Annotated in this window: 16 protein-coding genes; 2 read left to right on the top strand and 14 right to left on the bottom strand. The window is 58.7% G+C overall.

Annotated elements, in window-relative coordinates; all coding sequences use genetic code 11:
• Nucleotides 1-86 precede the first annotated feature (86 nt).
• The 14 genes from ORG26_RS00370 to rpe form a co-directional block, all read right to left on the bottom strand.
• A complete protein-coding gene (locus tag ORG26_RS00370; protein WP_266366285.1) occupies nt 87-1106 on the bottom strand; it encodes an alginate O-acetyltransferase AlgX-related protein in 1020 nt (339 codons plus the stop codon).
• A 9-nt stretch (nt 1107-1115) separates the two neighbouring features.
• Entirely contained in the window at nt 1116-3833 is a 2718-nt protein-coding gene (locus tag ORG26_RS00365) for a hypothetical protein (RefSeq protein WP_266366283.1), read from the bottom strand.
• A gap of 128 nt (nt 3834-3961) precedes the next feature.
• Entirely contained in the window at nt 3962-4735 is a 774-nt protein-coding gene (locus tag ORG26_RS00360; protein ID WP_266366281.1) for a glycosyltransferase family 2 protein, read from the bottom strand.
• A gap of 177 nt (nt 4736-4912) precedes the next feature.
• Complete coding sequence (locus ORG26_RS00355) at nt 4913-6088, bottom strand: acyltransferase family protein (protein ID WP_266366279.1); 1176 nt, start codon at nt 6086-6088, stop codon at nt 4913-4915.
• Between the two features lie 176 nt (nt 6089-6264).
• Entirely contained in the window at nt 6265-7395 is a 1131-nt protein-coding gene (locus tag ORG26_RS00350) for an acyltransferase family protein (RefSeq protein WP_266366277.1), read from the bottom strand.
• A gap of 5 nt (nt 7396-7400) precedes the next feature.
• Nucleotides 7401-9065 (bottom strand): hypothetical protein, encoded by a 1665-nt coding sequence (locus tag ORG26_RS00345; RefSeq protein WP_266366275.1) that lies wholly within the window; start codon nt 9063-9065, stop codon nt 7401-7403.
• A gap of 31 nt (nt 9066-9096) precedes the next feature.
• Complete coding sequence (locus tag ORG26_RS00340; RefSeq protein ID WP_266366273.1) at nt 9097-10812, bottom strand: hypothetical protein; 1716 nt, start codon at nt 10810-10812, stop codon at nt 9097-9099.
• 272 nt (nt 10813-11084) lie between these two features.
• Nucleotides 11085-12002: a transketolase family protein gene (locus ORG26_RS00335; RefSeq protein WP_266366272.1), complete on the bottom strand. Its 918-nt coding sequence runs from the start codon at nt 12000-12002 to the stop codon at nt 11085-11087.
• Nucleotides 12003-12062: 60 nt separating this feature from the next.
• Complete coding sequence (locus ORG26_RS00330; protein ID WP_266366270.1) at nt 12063-14063, bottom strand: NAD-dependent epimerase/dehydratase family protein; 2001 nt, start codon at nt 14061-14063, stop codon at nt 12063-12065.
• A gap of 34 nt (nt 14064-14097) precedes the next feature.
• The gene (locus tag ORG26_RS00325) at nt 14098-14940 is read right to left on the bottom strand and encodes a transketolase (protein WP_266366268.1); all 843 of its coding nucleotides are present in this window, start codon (nt 14938-14940) and stop codon (nt 14098-14100) included.
• 99 nt (nt 14941-15039) lie between these two features.
• Nucleotides 15040-16800 (bottom strand): glycosyltransferase family 39 protein, encoded by a 1761-nt coding sequence (locus tag ORG26_RS00320; protein WP_266366266.1) that lies wholly within the window; start codon nt 16798-16800, stop codon nt 15040-15042.
• Between the two features lie 66 nt (nt 16801-16866).
• A complete protein-coding gene (locus tag ORG26_RS00315) occupies nt 16867-18879 on the bottom strand; it encodes an OmpA family protein (protein ID WP_266366264.1) in 2013 nt (670 codons plus the stop codon).
• A gap of 127 nt (nt 18880-19006) precedes the next feature.
• A complete protein-coding gene (locus ORG26_RS00310; RefSeq protein WP_266366262.1) occupies nt 19007-20443 on the bottom strand; it encodes an alpha-amylase family glycosyl hydrolase in 1437 nt (478 codons plus the stop codon).
• A gap of 31 nt (nt 20444-20474) precedes the next feature.
• Nucleotides 20475-21146, bottom strand: a complete 672-nt coding sequence (rpe, locus tag ORG26_RS00305) for a ribulose-phosphate 3-epimerase (protein WP_266366260.1) — start codon at nt 21144-21146, stop codon at nt 20475-20477.
• Between the two features lie 216 nt (nt 21147-21362).
• Here rpe and ligA point away from each other — a divergent pair, with 216 nt between their 5' ends.
• On the top strand, nt 21363-23402 hold the full coding sequence (ligA, locus tag ORG26_RS00300; protein ID WP_266366259.1) for an NAD-dependent DNA ligase LigA: 2040 nt from the start codon (nt 21363-21365) through the stop codon (nt 23400-23402).
• 181 nt (nt 23403-23583) lie between these two features.
• The gene (dapA, locus tag ORG26_RS00295; RefSeq protein ID WP_266366257.1) at nt 23584-24480 is read left to right on the top strand and encodes a 4-hydroxy-tetrahydrodipicolinate synthase; all 897 of its coding nucleotides are present in this window, start codon (nt 23584-23586) and stop codon (nt 24478-24480) included.
• The last annotated feature ends 8 nt before the right edge of the window (nt 24481-24488 follow it).

Raw genomic sequence — 24488 nt, 5'->3', positions numbered from 1 at the left:
ATGGATGCGCGTCAATTTGTGGGGAAAAGAATCTCCGGAACCTGAGGGAATACGGGGTGGGATCAGGGCCACCACGGGATTCCCGTTTAACTCGCCGGCCGGAAAATCTTTGCCGCTTCCTGGAGCCAGATTGCCTTGCCTTCGCAGGTCCAGTGCGAATCGCCGACCTGATAAACCGGCTGGCGACTCGTCTGGTACGGAGTGTACACATCGATGACCGGCACCCGGAGCGCCGGATGCTGCTGCACCCGTTCGATCAGGTGGTTATAGCGGCCCAGTTCCGGAGCCAGAATGCTGGTTTTATTCGGAATAATGGAAAGATACACCTCGTCGAAACCCAGGCGTTTGTAACGTTCCGCGGTGGCGTTGACCGAATCGACCAGCCGGGCCACCTCGGCATCGGTCACCGGGCTGAACGAAGAATGGATGAGCGTACTGTCGGTATCCAGCCCGTACAGGACATGCTGCCCGTTCGGCGTCACGGTAACTTTGGGATTGACGCGGTCAAACCAGTGCTGATTAAACCGGGCTTTCTGCTCCTTGAGCCAGAGAAACAGGTCGTTGCCGAAGAGCAGGGTTTCCAGCCGTTCTTCGATACCCGGGGCCGAAATCAGTTCCTCCGCTTCCCGGATGCGCTGTGGCCAGCGGACCTCCGCTACTTTTTCCGGCTGAACCCGCGTAGAATCTGATACGACCCGGATCTGGTTCACCACCTGACCGAAGTGCTCGCGGAAATGCCGCTCCACGCTTTCCAGAATCAGCACATTCCGGCGATTCGGGTGGAGCTGGACCGTCCGGGGACGTTCCCAGTGCGTATAAGCGTAGTGTTCGGTCGGAAAGTCGCGAGAGTCGATGCGGGCCGGTTCCAGAAAGCTGTCGCCGATGACGTACAGGTGGTCGGGCAACCGGGCCGGAAACTGGGGCTTCGGACAGGGCGGCGGCGCGGCGCGAAACTGCGGCAGGTTCGACAAGCGGTACAGATCACCGTAGCGGTAATCATCGGTAACCAGCCCCGTCCGGTGCAGGTCCCGCATGACGGACGTGGAACAGCCCCCGGCATAAATCACCAGGGCCAGCAGAAGGACGATATAACGAAGCACTTTCATAAGCAATACTTACCGGAGTTTGATCGACCAGACCTGAACCGCTTTTTCGCTGCTGCCGTAGACAAACAGCTTGTTCCGGGAGGCCGAATACTGGAGGGTTACGGGATAAAGCGCCGGAATGGGCCGGTCGCCGATGGGGTGGCCCGCCAGGTCGTACAGGGTCGTAAAGGTACCCGATTTTACGCTAATTATCTTTAAACCGGCATCCAGGGCGTGATAACGGATGGTGGTCTGCCCCGAAATGAGGCTCCGCACCTCAAACAACTGCCTGCCGTTCTGGTCGAGCACCGCAATTTCGGTATCGGTGGCCCGCAGCAGCAGGTAGTCCGTCTGGCCCTCTTCCAGCAGCAGTCGGAACGAGCCGCGGCGGATGGGGCGGTACAACTGCGTCCGGTCGGCTTCCTGCCCGTCTTCGCCGATGCGCACCAGTTCGCCCTGCTGCGTGATGGTGGTCAGCGTGGCCGGAGAACCGCTGTCGATAAAGGCCGGACCGACCATTTCGGCCTTCAAATCAACCGGAAAACCTGTGGCCCGGGTGCCGTTTTCGTACCAGAGAAAAACCCGGCCTTCCTTCTGGACGGACAGTACGGTCAGGGCCTGCCTCCGGCTGACGGCCTGAAACGGCGGACGGCCCTCCCCGCTGGCGTTGACGGCAAACTGCCGGGTAAACCGCTTCTCCGCCTTGCTGAAGCCGTAAACACTGCCGTCGCGGTGGCCCGCTAGCAGCAGCAGACTCGGGTGACGCACGGCCCGCAGCGTCGAAGGGTCGAGACCCTCGGGCAGCCGGACGGAGCTGAATTTGACGAGGCCGTTGGCCGGGTCGGCAAAGTACAGCGAGCGGTCGGTGGTAAAGGCGTACTGCAGGCGACCGTTGTCGAGGTAATTGACCGGAACCAGCGAACTGCGTACCGGGCCGTCGAGCGCCGGCAAAATCTGCTTTTCGCCCTCCGGCGTAATCTGGACGAACTGCCGGATGTTGTCGATGGCCCACAGATACCCCGTTCCGCCGACGAAGTCCCCAAGGACAAACGGCGTGCTGGTCGGCGGGGCGTTGAATTCAATTTTTTTCTGCAGAAAGACCCGGTTGAAGACCGCTTCGCTGGCCCGCCGCGTGGTGCGGCCCACGGCAATGGTCGAGTAAATGTGGTCGCGGCTGTAACTGCTCTGGTAAACCAGGTTTTCGACGTTGTCGAGCGTCGTTTCGTCGTGGTTCAGCAGCCGTTGCCAGGCCAGCGGCCAGTTGGCGCTCATGGATTCCCCGGCCCGGTCGAAGCGGGTGAAAACGGTAAAATGCGCCGGTCGCAGGGTTTGCGAAAGCAATTCGCTCTGGCGGCGGTTGGCGGTCCAGACCTGTTCGTCGCGCAGGGCCTGCAGGTATTCCTGCATCACTTCCTGGCTGTTGGCGATGACCAGATACGGCCCTTCCTGCGTGACCCAGCTGGTCGGAAACCCCCGGAACAGACCTCCGAAGAGGTAGGCGGGCAGGTCGGGAGTGGTGATCCGGGTGAGGTTGTGTTTCAGAAAAGGGCGGGCGCTGGACACGGCCTTGCTGCCATTGAGCAGAAAAGACGCCAGCTGGTAGCGGTCCGACAGTTTTTCGGGATTCTCCGAACGAATCAGCAGCACAAGCCGGCGCTCGGACGAGGGCGCATCGAGCCGGACCAGCGCAATTTCCGAACCCACAAACCGGTAGACGTTGGCGGCGTTTTTTTGCAGCAGAGGTCGCAGCTTCCGCCGTCCCTGCCGAAAGGTCGGATCTTCCTCCGAATTGATAAAGGGTGTCAGGGCTTCGCCGAAACGCATGCCGTCGGTGAGGCCAATGTGAAAAAGCGAGGTGGCCGATTCCGGAACGAGCGCCCCGCAGCCAATCCGACCCGGTGTCTGCCCGGCAAAAAGGCGCGCCAGGGCCGTCTGGGTGCCGATGTCTTCCCGCGAGGTTCCGATCAGGTGCGTGCGGTTGGCCGAGGCCCGGAACTGCGTCTTGATTTCGGTGGGCAGAAACGCCCGCAGGGAGCGGGTCTGCCAGTCGGTGGTTTGGCTGACGGGCGTCGTCAGCAGGGATTCCAGAACGGAGCTTCGGATGTACATGCCGCCGAGGGTGTGGGGCCGCACGAGTTTCACATCGGCCCGCTGCAGCGGAGTTTCGGCAAACGGCTGGTGAATCCGCCGGACCACGCTTTCGATAAGCAGCGTTGACGGGCTGCCCACCAGAAAGTCGTCGAGGACCAGAAATGACCCCAGCGACTGGTTCCCGACGGTCAGCAGCTCCCGGATTCGTTCGCCCTGGTAGGGGTGGGCCAGCACCCGGAAGCGGTCGGCGTCGGGTTTCAGAAGCCGGTCGACCAGAGCCCGGTCTTCGGCCGTCCGGATGGGAATGTAAAACAGGAAGTCGAGTTTGTCCCGGGCGATGCGGTGGAGGGAGTACCAGATTGGTTTGCGGCGCAGAAACCGGAGGGCGTCGGCTGTATCGAGCGGGGTCCAGACAAACTGGTCGAGGGCCTGCACGGCTTCGTGAAAAACGGGCGTGTAACGGAGCGTCATTTGCCCGAGCCGGGCCTTTTTGGAAACCGTGTCCTGCAGGACCGGACTTTCCATGACCACCAGCGCATCGGACGGAATCAGTTCCCAGGTCGACCGGATGGGTTGCGTCCAGCGGCGATACCCGAAGTAGCCCGCCGCCAGCAAAGCCAGCAGACCCAGACCGATCCAGAAACGTTTTGAAATCATACCCGTGCGTTGGTGGGAGAAAAGTCGAAAATAAAAACACGGATTAACCAATAAAACAGAAGGGGCCGGATTTTATTCTCCGTACCAATCAGTTTTATCCGTTGAATCCGTGTTGGGATTGGTAATGATTAAGCCCGAACCGGCTGTTTCTTCTCGGCGGCCCGGATGGCTTTCACCTTGGAAGACAGGTCCACCCGGAATCTGGCCAGTTCACGGAAGCTCTGCATGCAAACTTTCAGCAGCTTCCATTTCAGGATCGAAACCGTGCCGGTTTGCCGCTCCTTGTGGACAATCGGCAGATCGAACGTGTTCTGACCGGCTTTCCGCGCCATCACCGCCAGGAAGATGTTCGGAGCGAACGGCGGAGGAGAGGGCAGTTGTGCCAGCAGTGCCCGGAGGTAGTTGCCTTCGATGAGCCGGAAGGGAATATTGCTGTCTTTGATGTACGTCCCGTAAATGAAAAAGAGGCTCATGCGCAGAATCCGCGTGATGACCAGACGGGCCAGGGCGTCGTAACGCTCTTCCCGGTAGCCCAGAATAAACTTGGACTGATGCCGTTTTTCCCAGAGTTTGGCAAAATCGTCGGTAATGAACTGGTCGTCGCTGTCCGTCTGGAACACGTATTCCGACTCCATCGCAACTGCTCGCCTGTAGCCGTTCACCACGGCATTGCCGTGTCCGCCGTTGGGCTGGTGAACCACCTCCAGTTTGTCAGGATACTGGGGCTTAAGACTATCGAGAATTGCCCCCGTGCGGTCTTTGGAGCCGTCGTTGACCACGATCAGGCGGGTATTCTGGGCCGGGAACTGCCGGTTGAGCAGGTCAATCCAGGACGCTACAACGATATGAATGCATTCTTCTTCGTTGTAAGCGGGCATCACAATTGAGAGTTTCAAACTCATGTTGCGGGAACAAAAGCGTTATTGCCGGCCGGAGCAATCGTCGTGAAAGAACACGGCCTGGCGTATTGATACAGTTTCCTACGAACAAAGATACTTAAAATGCCCTGTTCAGCAGGGGGGGCTGTTAGAAGTATTATTATATGGGATTTTCCTTTATTAAACGGCTGTTCTAGTCGTTTAGTAGGAAAATATGTCTTTCAGAGAGTTAATCGGCTTTTCGAACAGGTGCCAGGACGCACTCGCCAGCAGGGTGGTCAGGCCGAACAAAAAGAAAAGTTTGACCACCATCAGGTCCGCGCCGGGAGGAAACAGGGCCGCAAGCCGATTCCAGAGCTGTACCGTCGGATGGGAGACCGGGGTGTGGTAGGCGTTGAACACAAAATTGTGGAAGATATACAGCCCGTAACTGATCTGGCCCAGGTACCGGCAGACCGCATGTTCAAAAAGCCATTTCACCCCGCCGGTGAAGCCCACCGCCGACCGGCCGACCAGCGTCATACCCAGCACCGAACCCGCCAGCCGCTCCCACACTTCGGTCTGGATGTTGTGCACCTCCGGGTACGTTTTGGCATAGGCCACCACCAGCACGAAAGCCAGCAGGGCCGCCACCACCAGCGCTGAGTTCTGGAACAGCTTCTCAAACCGATCCCGTTCGTACAGAAACAGGTAGGCCAGCAGGCCGCCCAGCCCGAAGGCATCCAGGCAGCAGATGGTCGATACGTAGCCGACCATCCAGGGCTGGCCGGTGGCAAACAGGACGTAACGGCTGGCTACCGCGCCGGTAATCATCAGCAGCATCGTCAGCACCACATGGCGGCGGGGCACGAAGAAAAGCAGGAGCGGGAAGAACAGATAAACCTGCTCTTCCACCGCCAGCGACCAGAAGTGGTCGATGCTCCCCATCCAGGACTGGTGCGAGGCAATGTACAGATTGGTGGCGTACAGCAGGTTCCAGGCCAGCGTTTCCCGGACAGGCGGAATGTGCGCCAGCGCCAGCGCGAGAATGACGAGGTAGTACAGCGGAAAAATCCGGAGGGTGCGGCGGATGTAAAACGTCCGGAGGTAGAAACCCAGGCCGCCTGGCCGTTTGCCGTGTTTATCCTTGCTGCTGAGCAGAATCCGGGAAATCAGAAAGCCGCTGAGTACGAAGAAGATCGTTACGCCCAGTGGTCCCAGCGGCAGCTTGTTGCGCTCCGCCAGCCAGTGGTCCACCAGCACCAGCAGCACCGCCACGAACCGGAGTCCGTCGAGTTGCGTCAGGTAGGAGGTAGGTCCTGGGGCGGGAACCGGCTTTGGAGAAAGGAGTCGGGGGCGGGGAGCGGCGGCAGATTGCCAGACAGAAACTTCTGGCAAAGATGTCGAATTCAGCGCTACGCCGGCTACTGCTACGCGACCGACCAGACCGGTGTTTTCACCAGTCTGGCGGTTAGCAAAATAGGGTTTCAATACGTTATCGTTTAAAATCAAGCAATGCAAAATCCTTTCAGTTTTGCATAACGGTGAGTTTTAGACGTACGAAACAGGCGAGCTCAGTACGCGAAGCGGTCTTTCAGCGAATTGATCGGCTTCTCAACTATAGACCACGAAAGCGCGGCCAGGGTCACAGTAAGCCCGTAAAAAAATATTACCTGAACATAGGGATTTACCAGACCCTCGGGCAGAAATGCCGCCAGGCGATTCCAGGCCCGGACAGTTGGGTAATCGGAAGGGGTGTGGTAGATATTGAATACAATATTATGAAAAAGATAAAGACCGTAGCTAATTCGGCCCAGGTAGTTACTAAGCGGATGTTCCAGAAAGGTCCGGGTCAGGCCCCGGTAGCCCACTACCGCGCCGCCGATCAGAAAAAAGCAGAAGAGGGAGGTGAAAAAACGGTCCATTACATCCGTAAACAGATTGCGGGCCGGTTCCAGCGTTTTGAGGAAGTACAGGTCCGCGACGTACAGCCCGAAGCTCAGCGCCAGCAGCCAGCCGTTGCCGGCCAGCTTCTCGAACCGGTCGCGGTGGTTGACCATCAGCCAGGCCAGCACGCCGCCCAGGCCGAAGGCATCCAGACAGGTGGGCATCATCACAAACTGAACCATCCAGGCCGCCCCGGTCAGAAACAGGTAAAGGCGCAGCAAAAACGCGATGGCGACCAGCAGACCCAGCATGCGGAGCAGGTAGCGATCGGGCGTGTAAAACACCAGGAACGGAAAAAAAATGTAAAACTGCTCCTCCACGGCCAGCGACCACAGGTGGTCCACCGCCCCGAACCAGGTTTGATGCAGGGCAATCCAGATGTTCTGGGTGTAAGTCAGAAACCAGACCAGATACTCCCGCACGGCCGGGAAACTCACCGCCGCCAGCACAAAGAGAGTCAGGTAATAAATGGGAAAAATCCGGAGACTGCGGCGGATGTAAAATTGCTTCAGGGAATGTCCGTGGCCCCGTTCCAGCTTCCGGTCTTTGGTCTTGCTGTGCAGCAGGATGCGGGTAATCAGAAAGCCGCTCAGCACAAAAAACAGATTGACCCCAAAGTAGCCCAGCGGCAGCCGCACCCGCTCGCCCAGCCAGTGGTCCAGCATGACCAGCGTCACGGCGACAAACCGCAGTCCGTCGAGCTGGGCAAGGTAGTTTTTTTCGGTATGGGAAGTCTGTATGGTCGTTGGAACGGACATGGAAGTCAAAGTTGTGTGGTTTGATGAAGAATCTGCGGCGTCATCCCGAACCGGACGGCCCCTTTTTCGTACGTCAGGATTCCCATTCGGTACCGGCCCGGTCGCACAAACTCCTTGGAAATCTGCGCCTGAAAAACATCCGTGTAGTAACCGGACGACGGCACGGGTTCGGGAACCGAATACGGTCTCAGCGGTCGGGCCGCTACAACATACGTACTGTCCCTGCCGATCAGGACGATGTACGACCCGTCGTCCGGGCGGGTCAACGTGCTGTTTTTGGCCCTGAACCGGGTCAGATTGAAGAAATATTTTTCTTCGCCAATCCGGTCAATCCGCTCGCTGACGGGCCCGGCACCCCGGCAAAGCTGCGCGGTATCCACCGGGAGCGGCAACTCCTTGACGTCTTTAAAAACAAGTCCGACCTGTTCCCGCACGGGTGCCGGGGTCTGCATCTGCCAGGTCAGAAACGTGGCTACTGCTTTTCGGCGCTGGTTGATGAGTCCGTCGAGGCACTGGTAATCCGCATACAGGCTTACCGGCACAACAACCAGCATGGCCACCAGCCAGTTCCGCCGCAGGTGAGGACTTCTCCGGTATAGCCAGACGAAATACAGGTAACAGACGCTCAAAAACAGCGGGGAGTAAACTTTGTACCGTCCCTGCAAGAGGTATCCGGCCCCGCCGAACCCAACGCGGGCGTAGACGGTCATGGCGGCCGTGCCGAGCAGAAACAGCGTGGTGCCGACAAAGAACGTATTCCAGAAAGCGCCCGAGGCGTGGCGTTCGGCAATCGTCCGGCTGGTCAGCAACAGGCGGAGGAGGTGAAAAAGAGCAAAACCCACCCCGATCAACCCACCCAGAAAGGCCAGCCAGAGCGGATTTTCGTAGCCAAGGTTGTACGGTTTGGTATATGGAAACGTGTCCAGAAAAGCGCCGAAGAAGACAAAAAAGGCCTTGACCCATTCGCCGAAGCCAAACAGAAAGGCGGAGGGAAAGAAGCTCACCCGGCTGTAATTGGCAAAATACCCCAGTACACACAGGAAACCGACGCTCAGCCAGCCCAGCATCCGGATGCCCTGCCGACGCCAGAGAAGAACGACGGTGCCTGAGGCAAAGACCAGAAACCCGTTTCCGCTCGTAAAGGAGGCCATCACCGCCAGCGCCAGCGCCCCGAGGAAGGCCGGACGCCCGCCAAGAGCCAGCAGGTAAAAAGCCCCGAGCGCAAAGGCCAGAATGTAGAAGTTCTGAAGGGAGGCCATCGCCCAGATCAGGTTCTCGTGCGATTGCAGCGTAAGCAGCAGAAAGGGCACCGGCAGAAAATAGAACAGCGGCAGACCGGTTCGCCGGAACGCCAGCCCCAGCACGCCCACCGTCGCAAAGAGACCCAGGACACCGATCAGGGTCAGGCCGTAAAAATTGAGTTGTCCGGCCAGTTTATAATACAGGAAAAAAAGGCTGCGGGTCCAGACAATGCGGTGTTCCCAGTGCTGGTCAAAGAGCCGCGCCAGCTTCCGGCCCGTTCCGGGCGTATTTTTCAGGAGCAGCAGATGGTCCTGAATCATGTAATCGTCCCAGTAGGGCAGGTTGACGGCATAAGTCACTACCGCCCCGGTAACAATAACAAAGGGAAGCAGCAGGACTAAACCGGCAAGAATAGTTCGCAGGGACATTCGTTTCGGGTTATGGCAGACGGTGTGGCGGCTACCAGTTTTTCTCAATCTCGTTCTTCTGGCCCGAAGAGGTAATCACCTTTCCGGTGGGCTGCAGACGGCAGCGGCCGTTCGCCTCCACGAGCAGGACCGCCAGATCGTAGCGGCCTTTATCCAGTTCGGCTTCGGTAATCTGGGCCGTAAAACCCGGTCCGAAAATCCGCCCCGGCTGCAACCAGGCCCGGCGACTTCCGGACAGGTTCTGGCGGGTGGGGAGCAGGTAAATCCGTTGCGCGGAACGGGCCAAAAGGTAAGCTCCCTCGTCCCGGACACCCAGGGCCGGACTCGTAGCCGACTGCAAAGTAAACGTTCTGTTGGCAATAATCAGCGTATCGAGGGAGGCGGTTGGCTCGTTTTTCCAGGCAGTGAACAGCTCCGGAAGGCAGGCATCGTAGAAGGCCGGCGCCGGGTTGACGAGGCGGCGGGTCGTCGCGTCGATAGTGGAAACGGGCCGATTCTGCGTGTACGTCCAGTTAAACTGCATCGTGGACAGGTACTTACGCAGGAAGACCGTATCGTCCAGGTAAGAGCTGTAGGAAAAAAGCGCCAGCAGAAAGGAGAAGCCAATCATCGCCAGCGAAACCAGTCCCGCTTTTTTTCGGAAAAACTCGGCGGCGACGTACGTACCGGTCAGCGCCAGCAGGAGCAGGGAATAAATCTTGTAACGGCTGGTAATCAGCGTTTCGAGTCCGAAACCAGCCCGGGAGTAGGCCACAATAAGGCCCGTGCCCAGAACGAAGCTGCCCACTCCCAGAAAGAGAAGGTCCCAGCCGGAAAGGACGCGCCCCCGCAGAAACTGCCGGAGCCGGATGAGCAGCAGCAGCACGGTCAGGGCGGTTAAGGCCGCCCCGAGCCCCAGACTGAGCGTGTACGGATTACCAAACGGAAACGCTTCCGCGCCTGCCCCGTTGAAGGCCAGCCAGCCCTCAAGCACCTCCGCCAGCGACCCTTTGGGCGGCGGATTACCCGGTGGTTTCTGGTATCCTACAAAGTAAATCCGGATGCAGAGAACGGCGGCCAGCAGCCACCGCATCGTGCCGGGAAAGTCTTTTTTGAGCAGCAGCAGGCCCAGGCCGAGCGGCCAGATAACCAGTCCGTTTCCGCTGGTAGCCGTGGCAAGCAGGGCCAGTACGACCGTCTGCCAGTCGAGCGACGGGCGGAACGCAAAACGGTAGAGGGCGGTCACCACCAGAAAGACCACCGAGAAATTCTGAAGCGCCGCCATGCCCCAGTACATGTTTTCCCAGTGCGACAGGTTGAACAGCAGGAGCGAAACGGGCAGGGCCGTCCATAACGCCAGTCCGGCCCGCCGGAGCGCCCGGGCAAAAAGGATCAGCAACCCGACCAGTGTCAGATTTCCGACGACCATCAGGTGAACGTAGTTCAGTTTTCCGAAGAGAAGAAAATCCAGGCCGGCGGCCAGCCGATCCAGAATGATCCGGTGTTCGTTGTGCTGCCGGACGATGGCATCCACTTTGCCGAAGAAGGTGTCGGCTTTTTCGAAATTGAGCAGAAAAACCTTCAGGACGTGGTCATCCCATTTGGCAATATCGAGGGCATACCGGAAGAACACCGCTCCAAAAACGAGCACCGGGAGAGCCAGCAGGATATAGGAAAGCCCGCCGCTGCCTGTAGAAAGGGAACGGGTGGTGAGGGTGCGTCCTTTTATCTTACCGGAAAACGCGGTTGGGTCGGGTGTCACTGCCATTTGTTTGGATAGGTCGCCAACCCTGCCAGGGTCTTTTAGACCGCTGATAGGGTTCATACTAAACTGATTAAACCCTGTCAGGGTCTTTTAGGCCGCTGGCAGGGTTAGTCTCAACTCTTTAACCCGGATCGCGATGGGTACAGACCTCGCCCCCTGACAGGGTCTTGCCGACCGACGACAGGGGGTGGAATGTGCTGATTAAACCGGGCCAGCAGTTGGAAATGAACCTGGTCCACCCTGTCAGGGTCTTGCCGACCGCTGACAGGGTGGGGTCAATTCGTCAAAAACGCTTCCAGACGAGCCTGGATGTTGGCCGCGTCCAGACCTGACTGCCGCTGGTGGTAGCTCTGGTCGCCGTAAAGCCCGTCCGGGTAGCCCTGGGCCGCCAGACTCGTAAAGTTCCGGAACGAAGCGCCGTTTTCGAGCAGCCTGACCGAAAGCTGCTGCGCCAGTCCGCCGATGCTGACGTGCTCCTCCACGACGAGCAGATTGCCCGTGCTGCCCCACTGCTGTACCAGTTCGGTCGGCAGGTCGGGCGGGAGATTCAGGGCGGTGTACACATCGAACTGGCTGCCCAGCTGCTCCGAGCTTTCCAGCGCCTTCAGGACGTTGGCCGCCACGGGGCCGAGGGCTACGACGGTGCCTTTCGGCGCTTCGCTGCTGCGTACCTTGCGGAACGAGCCGATGGCCTGAGCCCCTTCGGGCGTTTTCGGCCCGGCACCCAGACGCAGGTAAGCCGGGCGGCCTTCCGCCACCATCGTTTCCACCACGGTCTCCACCTCGTCGGCGAAGGCCGGAATCCACGTTTTTACATTTTGCAGACCGCTGAGGCAGGCCAGGTCTTCAATCGCGTGGTGCGTGGACCCCATGATGCCGTACCCGTAGCCGCCGCCGTTGCCGACGAGGAATACCGGCAGATTGTGCAGGCAGACATCGTTCCGGAACTGTTCCAGACAACGGTAAACCGCAAACGGGGCAATACTGTAGCAGAACACTTTGTATCCTTTATACGCCATACCCGCCGCCACACCGACCATGTTCTGTTCGGCGACTCCGGCGTTGATGAAGCGCGGGCCCATCACATCGCGGACGTTCTCCAGGGCGTTGTAGCCCAGGTCGCCGGTGATGAAGACGAGGCTTTCGTCTTCCTTCGCCAGTCGTTCGATAACCGCTGAAAATTCCTTTCGCATCTGTATCTGCGGGCTTTAGCCCGTATGTTAGTCTGTTTATGAATGTTCCCCTGACGCCGCTTACTTCGTCGTCCGAGCTTCGGCAAACGCCCGGATTTCCGAGGACGTTTTGTAGGTCCGGGGTCCTTTCCGCACTTTGGTCCGGATGAATTTCGGCCGTTTCTTCGTTTCTTCAAAAATCTTCGCCACGTATTCCCCGAGGAACGAAACGCCCAGCAGGTTGATGCCGCCGAAGAACATAATCAGCACAATGACCGTCGAGATGCCGTACGGGGTGTTGGGGTCGAAGTTGAACAGGCGGGCGATGATCTGGTACAGAATACCCAGCACCGAAAGGCCTGTCAGGATAAACCCGGCGTAGGACATCAGTTCCAGCGGGGCGAAGCTGAAGGAGAAAATGGCCTTCTTGGCCCACCAGATGTTTTTCGTCCAGTTGTTGGTTGAGACGCCGAACATCCGCTCCGGCCTTACGTAGTTGACGCCCGTCTGCTTGAAGCCGACCCAGGCGCGCAGCCCCCGCAGGAACTGCTCCGTTTCGGGCAGCGAGACCAGTTCCCGAACCACCTTCCGGTCGATCATCGAGAAATCCCCGGCATCGACGGGAATGTTGATATACGACGTTTTGCGGAAAATCCGGTAGAAGGTCCGGTAGAAAAAGTGCACGTGGGGCGGCATTTCGCGCTGAACCCGAACGCCGTAAACCACGTCGAATCCCTGCTGCCATTTCTCGAAAAACTGCGGAATAATCTCCGGCGGGTCCTGCAGGTCACCGTCCATGAGCACCACCGCATCGCCGGTCGAAATTTCCATCCCGCTCAGGAAGGCCGACTGGGAGCCGAAATTCCGGGAGTGGGTAATGGCAATGACGTTCGGGTCTTTGTCGCAGATCGGCTGGAGCACTTCCTCCGTGTTGTCCGGGGAGTTATCGTTGACAAAAATAATTTCGTACCGCACCTTCATTTCGTTGAAGGTTTTTACCAGCCGGTCGTACATGTACGGAATCGCCTGGGCGTCTTTGTAACAGGCGATGATGGCCGTAATGACCGGGTTCAGCGTCGGATTCTGGAAGGCGGGAATAATCCGGCCGGTATAGTCGTGTCCGTCCTGCCAGTCGGCGGTGCGGCGCAGTCCTTCGGCCAGCGGCGTATGCGCTTCCCAGCCGAGGTCCTCGCGGGCGGCTGCCGGGTCGCCGTACCAGTCGGAGAGGTCCCACTGCCGGTTGCCCATGCTGCCCCAGACGGGCGTTTTCGGAATGCCGAATTCCTGAATGGACACGTCCACCAGTTCGCGCATGGTGGTTTTGCGGCCGGTAGCGATGTTGTACGAGCGGCCGCTGATGGTTTTGTCCACCCGGAGGGCGGCCTGCACGAAGGCGTCCACGCAGTCGTCGATGTAAACGAAGTCGCGGCTGATGTCGGGCGAAACCAGCGGGGGCAGGCTTCCTTTCCGGGCTTCCTCGACCAGGCGGGGAATGAGCCGGTCGGGTTCTTCCCAGCCGCCGTAGATGGAATAGAGCCGCAGGTTCAGCGTGCGCAGGCCGTGAACGCGGGCGTAGTATTCGAGCATGTAGGCCGCCGATACTTTCGAGACGGCATAATGGCTGTTCGGCTCGACGCGGTCCGTTTCTTTCGGGGCCGTGCAGTTGAAGCCGTACTCCGAGCTGCTGCCGGCGTGGATGTAGGCGGTTTCCGGCGAGCAGTGCTCCAGGATGTTGACCGTACCCGTGACGTTGGTGTCGTAGATCAGGTTGACGTTTTTCTGCTTGCTGTACGCCCCGTAGGCCGCCAGGTTGAAAATCGTCCCCGGTTTGTAACGTTCAAACACTTCCCGGACCGAGTTGCCCGAAACAATGTCGCAGTGAACCACATTTTCGGAAGGAACGTCGAGCAGCTTCAGACGCCAGGCTTTGGTGGCGTCGTGGGTAAGTGCGTAACAGTCTTTCCGCACCCGGAAAAGCTGTTCGAACAGGTTGGCACCGATAAAACCACTGGCTCCAAAAACAAAGATGGGCCCTTTCAGCTGTAAGATTTTATCGGTAAGCGGTGTACTTGGTTGAGACATGATTTCTGATACGTCCAATCTCCCCGGCGGGAGCTTAGAGGGCGGCATATACCCCATTCACCGGGGCTGGGGTGAAAGTAAAATAGCGGTCGCGGATGTTATGACAGGCTTCTTCGTACTGCTGCTCGGACATGGGCAGGTAGTGCCATTCGAGCCGGTTTTCCATATACGAAACGCCTTTTCCTTTGATGGTATGGCCGATGATGAGCTTCGGGCGGCCGTTGCGGCGGGCACTGACCGTGTCGACGGCCTCCAGCAGCGCCTCGATGTTGTGCCCGTCTACCTCCACGGTCTCGAACCCGATAGCCTGCCATTTTTCTACGGAAGCTGTATCGCCGAGCACCTCCGTGGTGTTGCCGAAGCCCTGAAGGCCGTTTTTGTCGATCAGCATGATCAGGTTGTCGAGGCCGTTCTGGAGGGCATAGTGCGCCGCTTCCCAGGTGGTGCCTTCGTTGGTTTCCCCGTCCGAGAGCAGGACAAAAACCCGGTCGTCGCTTTGCTGAAGTTTGGCGGCGTGGGCAATGCCGGCGGCAATCGGAAGGCCGTGGCCCAGCGAACCCGTGGCGAAGGGAATGCCCTTGTGCTTGTTGGGAGCGGGGTGCGCCGGCAGGGTGGTGCCGTTTTTATAATAGGTATCGATCTGCTCGTCCGAAATCTCACCCAGGTGGTGCAGACAGACGTACAGGGCCGCCGCCGCATGCCCTTTCGAGAGCAGGAATGAATCGTTTTCGCGTTTCCGCAGGATGAGGGTCGCCGCCATCAGATCCAGACAACTCAGCGAACAGCCGATATGCCCCGCGTGGGCTTTGTGATAAAGCTCCAGAACCTTCAACCGCAGCTGACCCGAGAGAACCGGGTAATCCATTGAATTCATCATAATGCTTTTTGCCGGTCAACAGCCGTTAGCCGCCAGTCGTCAGACACTTTGCAATAATTGAGCCATACGTGCCTGGTGACGAAGCGTAAACGACTAATTTCAGTACCTGTAGGTTGTACCCTGAAAATCAAAGATAGTGATTTTATCCCCCGTCCGACCCCGAACCAGGACAATCTTATCCTGCTCCCGGGGGTCGATCCGCTGGAGATACTCCGCCTCTTTGGGCAGGTAGACGTTTACCAGCTGGGCGTCGAGCACCGAGACCGGCAGGTTGTTTTTGTCGATCTCCGTATATTCTTTCCGGCGGAAATTCGGGTACACAATCGTATCGCCGGGCTGATAAAGTTCCTGAATCCGGTGGGCGGCCCGCAGCATCGGGTTGGCGGCGCGGGGGTGCCCGAAATACGTGTACTTCGGGTCCGAATCGCCGTAAATCCGGTGCAGCAGCAGGCCGATGAAAAAGACCTGCACGACCATCGCCCCCGCCAGCGGCAGGCTGAGCCAGGGCTTCAGCGAAGCCAGTTTCCGGAAGGTCATCGCCACCAGAATGGTAGCGTAGGGGAACGAAAAGCCCGAATACCGCTGGGTAATGCCGTAGGTATGGCCGGAGCGAAACGCCATCAGGAGCAGAAAAAGCGTCGGGACGGTCGACAGGATCAGCAGGAACACGATCCGCCGCCGGGCTTCCCGGTTGTGCTCTTCCAGCAGCGTCCGGGCCAGCAGATAATACAGGGGAATGGCCGCCGAAAAAACCAGAAAATGGCCCCGGTTGAGCGTGTACACCGGCAGCGGCAGCAACAGGCAGAGGGCCACGGCCGCTTTTCCGAACCCGGACGGATTGGTTACCTGCCAGTTCCGGTGGATAAAAAACGTCGCCGCCAGCCCGCTCACGACCGCCACCAGCGCATTGCGGTAACCCAGCAGATTGGCGCCCAGACCGTTCGTGAAAAACACCAGATCGGTCCAGATGGGCAGCGAACGCTTCAGCACATTGCCGACGGTAGCGGGCAGAATGAGGCCAAAACCGTTGTTGTAGGGGTTGGTCAGCGCAAACTGCCGGTAAAATTTAGCCTGATAATCCAGCGTGAAAAACGTGTACTTCCCGCCGCCGAACAGAAACCAGAGCGAAACCAGCCCCAGCGCCAGCACCGCCGTAATCGACAGCCCGACCCAGATGCGGGTGCGGCGGACGTACAGCAGCATGTACAGGGCATGGCAGAGAAAAACCGTGACGGTCAGGTAGTGCGACAGGATGGAGGCCACGACCGTCAGACCGTAGCCCGCGTAAAGTCCCCAGGAGCGCCGGTGCTTTTCTTCCAGCAGCAGCAGAAACAGGTGCGTGGACAGCAGCGTCAGGAAGAACGTCATGGAATAATTGCGGGCCATGTGGCTGTAGGCCACAAAAAACGGCTCGATGGCGGCAATGGCGGCCGTAATCAGGGCCAGCGTATCGGACCGGAAATGCCGCCGGACAAACACGTAAAGCAGCGGAATGGTCAGCGTACTGAACACCACGGAAAGCATCCGCAGGGCCGTATCGTCCAGTCCGAAAAGCTGAATCCAGAGCCACAGCACCCCGTAGTAGGCCGGGCTGTTGCCGATGTCGCCGCGGATGTTGGCCTCGATAAAGTCGCCCAGGTCCTTCTCCGCCCAGAATTCTTTCGGCGTAAAATACGTCTTGGTAAAAACCTCTTTCTGGTTGGCTGCTTCCAGACAGACGCCCTGGCTAATGAGCAGTGTGGATTTCTCGTCGAAAAAGATTCCGTACGTCCCGACCCGGTAAACCCGGAGGGCAAAGGTGAGAAGGAGGATACCGGAAAGAAAAAGGACGTTACGGAGATTATTTGTTGTTAAAGACATTCAACGGGCCAAAGACAGGCAGCTAGTACATACATTAGCCGTAAAATTAAAGGCTTTTTCCCGTTCTTACAGTTTAAGAATTGTAAATTCTACTCTCCGGTTCAGGCGGCGTTTTTCTTCCGTTTCGTTGCTGGCAATGGGCTTGCTGGGACCCCACGCTTTTGTCTGAACCCGCGAGTCGGCCACGCCTTTGTCGGCCAGGTAGCTCTTCACGGTGCGAACCCGGTCTTCCGAAAGCTTCATGTTCAGGTTCCAGTCGCCCTGGTTGTCGGTATGGCCTTCCACCAGAATTTCCATCTGCGGATACTGTTTCAGAATATCCACGAGGCGATTCAGCTCTTCTTCGGAACCGGGCAGCAGAACGGGCTTGCTCTGCTCAAAAAGTACTTCCCGCAGGATGACCTTCTGCCCCGCCTTTATCGGGAAAAGGGAAATGACCTTCCGGATTTCGCGGTACCGTTTTTCCTTTTGCAGATCAACCGTTTCGGTGGTGGCGAAGTAGCCTTCCCGACTGGCGGTCAGCTGGTAAATCTTTTGAGTGGGCAGCACCAGTTTAAAGTCGCCGGTGGTGGGCTCGTAGTCCATCCGGGCAAACTCCGCTTCTTTTTCGGCCTGCCGGACGCGGATCGTCGCCGGTACCGGCCGCTTGCTCTGCGAGTCGATCACCTGCCCGGAGAAAATCGCCACGGGCTCGGGTTTGGTGGAGGCCGGAAGTTTGAACCGGAAGATGTCTTCCTCGCCCAGCGAATTCTGCACGGAGCTGGTGTAGGCATAATCGCCGGCGGCGGGAATCGTGATGTACCCGTCCCATTCCGGCGTGTTGATGGCCGGTCCCAGGTTCTCCGGCTCCGACCAGTTCAGCCAGGTGTCGTCGAGGCGGCGGGTGACGAAAATATCGCCTTTGCCGTACTCGGGGCGGCCGGAGGAAGTGAAATAGAGCGTTTTGCCGTCGGCGGCCAGAAACGGCGCACCTTCGTAATCCGCCGTGTTCAGTTTGGTACCGAGGGACTTGGGTTCGCTCCAGGTCAGGTCGCTGCGCACAAACGAAACGTACAGGTCTTTGTCGCCCTGCGAATCGTTGCGCTGCACGGAAAGCACCATCGTCCGCCCGTCGGCCGAAACGGTAAATTCCGTGTACATGTCCTTATGCTTGTTGTAATTGTTCTGAACCTTCATTTCGGCCGGAAACGACCAGCCGTTGGGCCCCCGGCCCGAACGCGAAAAGCCAAAGCGCGTTCCTCCGTCCGGAAGCGGCACATTGACGAGGTAAAGCGTTTTGCCGTCGGCGGAAATGCCGCTGATGGCGTTGTCACCGGGGCCGTTGATGGGCGTCCCGATGTTGACCGCTTCGCTCCAGGTGCCGCCGGCTTCGAGCCGCGAATACCACACGTCCTGCCGGGAGGGGCCGCCCACGTTGCCGGGGTGTTCGCCGCGGGTGAAATACAGCGTCCGGCCGTCGGGAGAGATGACCGGGGCCACTTCCTGCCCTTTAGAGTTGACCAGCCGACCGAGGTTTTCCTTCACGACGTCTTTGGGCGCGTCTTTGGCGACGTTGATGCCGATGCTGATGGGTTGTTTTTCGGAGGAAATGCCGACGGCGTCGATCATGTTGGCCCCCTTCACCCGGGACGGATTGAGCACCACCTTGACGATATTGCCCGAAATTTCGCCTTCGGGAAAGATCAGCAGCGGGTTTGGGGTCGGTGTATTCGATGCTGCCTTGTAGACCACCGTTTCCCGGCCCTGTCCGCTCGATACCAGCACCTGCGAAACGGCTCCCGGCGCCCCGCTTTCAAAGATGGCGATCTGCCGGATCGGAATGGTTTTTTCGTAGCGCAGGGAAATGTATTCCTCGTTCAGCCCTTCCGGGTACAGGGGAGCCCAGGCACACGGATTGTCGCCCGCTCCGGGGAGCCGGTTGGGCATGCCCAGCGCCTGACTGGCCCGATACTGCTGGGTGTTGGGTTCGCCCTTCGCCTCGGAGGACACACCCGCCACCGAACTGGCCCAGAGCACACTCTGGCCAAAGGAAGACTGGGAAACGAAAAAAGTGGAAGCCAGGAATAGCAGGCGAAACATTTGGACCAGGATTGAATTGCGAATTACAAATTACGAATTACGGTTCATATTCGTAATTCATAAACGGGCCGGAAGGCCACGTAAGCGGCCCTTCCGAAGGATAACGTAATTTCGCAATTCGTAATTGTTAGTTGGTAAAAACCTTGTATTCCCACGGTTTGAGGGCAAACGTCATGGCATTGCGAAGCTCGGTTGGCTGGCGGCTGAAAACCTCGGTATACATGCCCTCGAACCCGTCGCCGGTGAGCTGGATGGTCTGCGGCTCGGGGCTGAGGTTGACCACCACCGTGATCATGTCGCCGTCCTTCTGCCGGTGGAAGGCGTACACCTTGTCGTCGCGGGTGGTTGCCAGTTTCACCAGCGGACCGCCCGCCGGACCATTCCACAGGGCCCGGTTGCGGTGCTTCAGCGTGAGGAGGGTTTTGTAAAAATCCTGTTTGCCGTAATTTCCCCAGTAGATGGGGTCTTTTTCGTACATCTTCAGCCGCTTGCTCAGCTTCGATTCCATGCCGTTGTAGACCAGCGGCATGCCGTCGAAGGTGAACGTCAGCACCGAGAAGGCATCGGCACTCTGCCCGAACAATTCCGTCGTGGTACCGGCCCAGGTGTTTTCGTCGTGGTTCTGGATAAAATGCATCTGGTAGTACCATGACGGAAACTTGCGGCGGTTGGCATCCAGCAGGGAGTCGAGGTCGGAGGCTTTGCGGCGGCCCCTGGAGATTTCGCGCATGAGCCAGTGGGTGCTCCAGCCGTAGTTGGCGTTGAAGCCCAGCCGGAAATGCGACGGGTCGTCTTCGGATTCGGCGAGCATGAAAACGGTCTTCACCGAGTCTAGCGTCGGGCGGACTTCGGCCCAGAACTCGTCGGGAACCATGCTGGCCACTTCGCAGCGGAAGCCGTCCACATCGTATTCTTTCACCCAGTATTTCATCTCCGCCAGCATGTGCTGCCGCAGTTCCAGATTGTCGTAGTTAAGGTCCGCCACGTCGGTCCAGTTGCTGGATTCACCCTCTTCGTCGACCGGCGAGATGATGCGGCCGTTGATCCGGGTGTACCAGTCGGGATGCTGGCTGACCCACGGATGGTCCCAGGCCGTATGGTTGAGCGGCCAGTCGAGGATAATCCGCATGCCCAGGTCGTGGGCGCGCTGGACGAGGGTCCGGAAGTCGGCATCCGTGCCGTACTCCGGATTGATTGCGCGGTAGTTCCGGACCGCATACGGGTTGCCCAGCGTGCCTTTGCGCTTTTCGGCCCCGATCGGAAAAACCGGCATCAGCCAGAGCACGTCCACGCCCATTTCCTTGAGCCGGGTCAGCTGGGATTCCAGCGCTTTGAGGGGCTCTTTTTCGGCGAACTGCCGCAGATTGACTTCGTAAATCGTGGCGTTTTTGGCCCAGTCCGGCGAGGCAGGCTGCCGCATCCGGGCGACGGTGGAGGCCGAATCGGTCGGGTGAGTGGTGGACGAAGTGGTAGTGTCGGTGTTATTGTCGGATTGAGACTTCCAGCAGGAGGTGACTCCGGCCGTTATGAGCAGACCCAATACTATTCCGTTCGATCGTTTCATTCGGGAAATGGCTTCGTAGGAGTTGAGTACGTTAAGCTACGGGTTGGCGACCGGCAGATTTGAGCTGCCCGATGGCCTCCGCGGGGGAGTCGGCTTTGAAGACCGAACTACCGGCCACAAGGACCGTCGCTCCGGCTTCGACCAGCGCCCCGGCATTCTGGTTGCTTACGCCTCCGTCAATTTCAATCAGGGCAGCACTGCCCGCCGACTGGAGCATGCGCCGCAGTTCGGTCGTTTTACGGTAGGTCTGTTCAATAAATTCCTGCCCGCCAAAACCCGGATTGACCGACATCAGCAGCACGAGGTCGAGCTGGTGGAGGACGTTTTCCAGCAGCCAGACGGGCGTATGCGGATTGAGGGCAACCCCGGCCCTGCAGCCCAGTTCGCGAATCTGGGACAGCGTGCGGTGGAGGTGAGGACTGGCTTCCAGATGAACCGTAAGGCTGGCGGCACCGGCTTTGGCAAACGCCTCCAGATACCGCTCCGGCTGCATGATCATCAGGTGAACGTCGAGGGGCTTGCGGGCATGGCGGTGAATGGCTTCGCAGACCGGCAGTCCAAAGGAAATATTGGGAACGAACACTCCATCCATCACATCCACGTGAATCCAGTCGGCGGGACTGTCGTTGAGCATTTCCACTTCGCGTTGAAGGTTGGCAAAGTCGGCCGCCAGAACCGAGGGTGCAATCAGGGGGTATTTCATAAATGGAGCACGTAACGAAAAAACAAAGGAAAGGTATTTTATGCCGGGTTCAAAATTACAGAAATGTCCGGACTGTGGTTACACTCCGGATAGGATTTAGTATGATTGCATCCAAAACAAAGCACCCGGTGCCGGGGGTTTACGCCCCGTAGCGGCGTCTTTTTCTTTTGTTCAAAACGTTAAGCGGAGCCAACCCCGTCCAGACCCGTATTGCCAATGAATCCCGAACAGCGAATCAACGAACTGACCGATTTACTGAACCATTACAATCATCAATATTACCAGAACAGCGTTTCGGAAGTAGACGATTTTACCTTCGACCGTCTGCTTGAAGAACTTACGACCCTGGAGCAGCAGTACCCCGACCTGCGCCGGCCGGACAGCCCGACCCTGCGCGTGGGCGGCACCGTTTCGAAGGAATTTCCGACGGTCTTCCACCGCTTTCCCATGCTTTCGCTGGGCAATACCTACTCCGAAGCCGAGCTGGCGGAGTTCGACACCCGCGTCCGGAAAGGGCTCGACGGGGCCGAGGTGGAATACATCTGCGAGTTAAAATTTGACGGAGTGGCCCTGAGCATGACCTACGAAAACGGGCTTCTCGTCCAGGGCGCCACCCGCGGCGACGGCGTGCGGGGCGACGAGATTACGCCCAACATCCGCACCATCCGGACCCTGCCGCTGCGGGTGAAAGGCCCGAACGTTCCGGCGCTTTTTGAGGTGCGGGGCGAAGGATTCCTGCCGCTGGCCGAGTTCGAGCGCATTAACAAAGAGCGGGAGGATATCGGCGAACCGCTGCTGGCCAACCCCCGCAACGCCGCTTCGGGTACCTTCAAGATGCAGGATTCGGCCGTGGTCGCCAGCCGTCGGCTCGATTGCTACCTGTATTCTTTCCTGAGCGAGCCGGACATCTTCCAGACCCACGAAGAAAGCCTGAACGCGATGAAAGCCTGGGGCTTCAACGTGTCGGACACCTGGCGCAAATGCCGCAGCCTAAGCGAAGTGATGGCCTTTATCGACGAATGGGACACGCGCCGCTTCGACCTGCCGCTGGGTACCGACGGCATCGTCATCAAGGTCAACCGCTACGAGCAGCAGCGGCAGCTCGGCTACACGGCCAAAAGCCCGCGCTGGGCGATTGCCTACAAATACAAGGCCCTCGCGGCCAGCACCACGCTGGACGGCATTCAGTACCAGGTAGGCCGGACGGGAGCCGTCACGCCCGTGGCCCTGCTGAAACCGGTGCTGCTGGCCGGAACCGTGGTGAAACGGGCTTCGCTCCACAACGCCAACGAAATCCAGCGGCTGGGCGTGATGCTGCACGATACGGTCTTTATCGAAAAAGGCGGCGAGATCATTCCGAAAGTGACCGGCGTGGACACCGACAAACGGACCGCCCTCAGCCAGCCCATCATCTACCCGACCCACTGCCCCGCCTGCCAGACGGAACTGTACCGGCGCGAAGGCGAAGCGCACTTTTACTGCCCCAACGAAAAGTTCTGCCCGCCCCAGCGGCAGGCCCGTTTCGAGCACTTCATTCAGCGCCGGGCCATGAACATCGAGAGTCTTGGTGAAGGGAAAATTGAATTGCTGATTGATCGGGAACTGGTGCAGAGCCCGGCGGATTTGTACGAACTGACGGCCGAAAAACTGCTTGGCCTGGAAAAAGCTTACCACGACCAGGAGACGGGCAAGAAACGCGTGGTCAGCTTCCGCCAGAAAACGGTGGACAACATCCTGACGGCCATCGAACGCTCGAAAGCCCAGCCGTTTGCCAACGTGCTGTTTGCTCTCGGCATCCGTTACGTGGGCCTGACCACCGCCGAGAAACTGGTGGACTATTTCGGCAGCATAGACGCCATCGCCGCCGCTCCGCTGGAAGCCCTCACGGCCGCTCCGGAGGTCGGGCCGCGCATCGCCCAGAGCCTGGTCGACTGGTTTGCCGACGCGGATAACCGGGTCTTCATCGAACGCCTGCGACTGGCGGGGCTCCAGATGGAAGGCGAACGCAAGGTGATCGAGCAGGAGGGAAGCGCGCTGGCAGGCAAGACGTTCCTCTACACGGGCACGTTCGCGAACTTCAGCCGGGAGGCGCTGGAGGAGAAAATCGCGGCCAATGGGGGGAAGCTCGTCAGCAGCGTTTCCAAAAAACTGAACTACCTCATTGTGGGCGAAAACCCCGGTCCGTCCAAGATTTCGAAGGCCGAGCAACTGGGCGTGCCGATGATTTCGGAAGAGGAATTTCAGGGGTTGCTGTAAAGCCTGACGGGTCTGCGGAGTGGCGAGGAGCGGGCGGGGATTGGCCGGGTTTTTTGAAAAACGGCGCTGCTGACTCCGGCCTTCTCCGCGCCACTCCGCGTTCCGGCTAAAACGCTATACGTTTGCGGCCGAAAACTCGTACCTTTGCACCGAATACCCAATCATTTTATTCCTCCTGAGAATGAATACCCGTTTTCACGGCGTCGGGGTCGCCATTGTAACCCCATTCAACGAGGACCTGAGCGTCGATTTCGACGGCTTTGGGCGCATGATTCAGCACGTGTCGGACGGCGGCGTTCGGTACATCGTGCTGCAGGGAACCACGGGAGAATCCCCGACGGTCACCAAAACGGAGAAGAAACAACTGCTGCAATATCTTAAGGAAAACAATCCTAAAAATCTGCCGATCGTGTACGGCGTGGGCGGCAACGTGACGCCGGACGTCGTGGCGACCCTTAAGGATACGGACCTGGAAGGCGTGGACGCTATTCTGTCGGTTTGCCCGTATTACAACAAACCCGGCAAGCGCGGGGTGATCGAGCACTTTACCCGGATTGCCGACGCCAGCCCGGTGCCGGTGATTCTGTACAACATCCCGCCGCGGACGGGCATCAACATGTCTCCCGAAACCATCTGCACGCTGGCCGAACACCCGAACATCATCGGCGTGAAGGAAGCTTCCTGCGTTATCGAGCAGTGCATGGAAATCGCCCGCGACAAGCCCGAAGACTTCCTGCTCATCTCCGGGGACGATGTTCAGGGCGTACCCATCATCAGCATCGGTGGGGTGGGCGTGATGTCCGTCATTGCCAACGCCGCTCCGGCGCGCTTTTCGGGCATGATCGACGCGGCGCTGAAAGGCGATTTTGCCTTTGCCCGGAAGGAACTGGGGCATTTCCTGCGCATCGACCCGCTGCTTTACGAAGAAGGCAACCCGGTCGGTATCAAGAAAATTCTGGAAATCCTGGGTCTGATTTCGTCCGAAGTTCGCCTGCCGCTGTACCGGGCTTCCGACGACCTGGGCGAGCGCATGAAGGTCGTGCTCCAGCAGGACCAGCTGGTCGAGCTGGTGGCCTAGTCTTGTAA

The organism is Tellurirhabdus rosea (assembly GCF_026278345.1).
GTDB lineage: Bacteria > Bacteroidota > Bacteroidia > Cytophagales > Spirosomataceae > Tellurirhabdus > Tellurirhabdus rosea.
Note: the sequence above shows the minus strand (reverse complement) of the source record. Positions and strands in the feature narration are given on the sequence as shown.